The organism is Nesterenkonia marinintestina (assembly GCF_025420485.1).
Taxonomy (GTDB): Bacteria; Actinomycetota; Actinomycetes; order Actinomycetales; family Micrococcaceae; genus Nesterenkonia; species Nesterenkonia marinintestina.
Genome location: NZ_JAOEFD010000032.1, coordinates 1 through 1,296, shown reverse-complemented (window position 1 = coordinate 1,296; position 1,296 = coordinate 1). Strand labels below are relative to the sequence as shown.

General features: G+C 61.9%; 1 protein-coding gene. It reads right to left on the bottom strand.

Annotated elements, in window-relative coordinates:
- Window positions 1-1,243, bottom strand: a protein-coding gene (locus N7E59_RS11790; RefSeq protein ID WP_261625133.1) for an IS3 family transposase whose coding sequence is annotated in 2 segments (ribosomal slippage) — window positions 1-940 and window positions 940-1,243 — 1,244 coding nt annotated over the 2 segments. Because the reading frame shifts where the segments join, the coding sequence is not laid out codon by codon here. This gene is flagged as partial in the annotation.
- Between the last annotated feature and the right edge of the window lie 53 nt (window positions 1,244-1,296).

Genomic DNA, 1,296 nt, shown 5'->3' with positions numbered 1-1,296 from the left:
TGATCTGGTGCAGGAATCTGCTCCTGCTGGGGTTCATAGTAGTGGGATTCGACTTCTGCTGGGGTGCGGTATCCGAGGTGCTCATGCAGCCGGGCGGTGTTCCACCAGTGGGCCCAGTTCATCGTGGCGAACTCGACCTCGGTCAGGGACCTCCATGAGGGCTGGGAGTAGATCAGCTCGGTCTTGTACAACCCGTTGACCGTCTCTGCCAGGGCGTTGTCGTAGGAATCTCCCACAGTCCCGACCGAGGGGCGGATCCCGTGATCAGCGAGTTTCTCGGTGTAGGCCACAGCAACGTACTGACCCCCACGGTCGCTGTGATGGACCAGCTGGGCGCCCTCCTGCCTTCTGGCGGTGACCAGGGCGTGTTCCAACGCTTCTAAGGACAGCGCCTCGGTAGTCATCGTCGCACGGGTTGCCCAGCCAACGATCCGTCGGCTGTAGGCGTCGATGACGAAAGCGGTGTAGACGAACCCGGCAATGGTGCGCACGTAGGTGATGTCCGCGACCCAAAGTAGCCCCGGAGCAGGGACTTTGAAGTTGCGTTCGACCAGGTCAGGCCGATGATCAGAGGTCCGTGCTCCCACCGTGGTCACCGGCTTCCGGCCCCGCAGTGCCCCACTGACTCCGGCGATGCGCATCAGCCGGGCGGTCTGGTCCCGGCCGATATCCCAGCCTTCACGGCGCAGGGCATGCCACATCTTCCGCACCCCATAGACCCCGTAGTTCGCCGCGTGGATCCGCTGTATCTCAGGGATCATCAGATCGTCCTTCAGCTCCCGGGCCGAGCGGACCCGGGTCTTAGCGGCCCGGTAGCCCCGTGAGGTAATGAACCCACCCTCTGTCGCAGCCAATGTGCGACAGATGAGCTCGACCCCGAAACGCTCCTTATGCTCATCAATGTAGCGGATCATCTCGTGGTGGGGCGGTCGAGCTCCGCGGCGAAAAACGCCGAAGCCGACTTCAGAATCTCGTTGGCCCGGCGCAGCTCGAGGTTCTCAGCCTCCAGCTGGGCAATCCGCTCCTCCGCAGCAGAGCGGCCTTCACCAGGGACAGAAACATCTTCGCTGAGGAGCTTCTTGCGGGCTTGCTTCATCCAGCCACGCACCGTGTGCGCGGAGATTCCCAACTTCTGTCCTACTGCCTCAGCAGCGCTCCACACTGACGAGGCATGGACTCGCTGGTGATCCTCCACCATTCTGATCGCCCGCTCCTTGAAATCCGGGCTGTACTTCTTCGGCATAGTTCCAATCCTCTCTGCTCAACAGAGCGGAACTAAACCCAGTACGGTTCAGG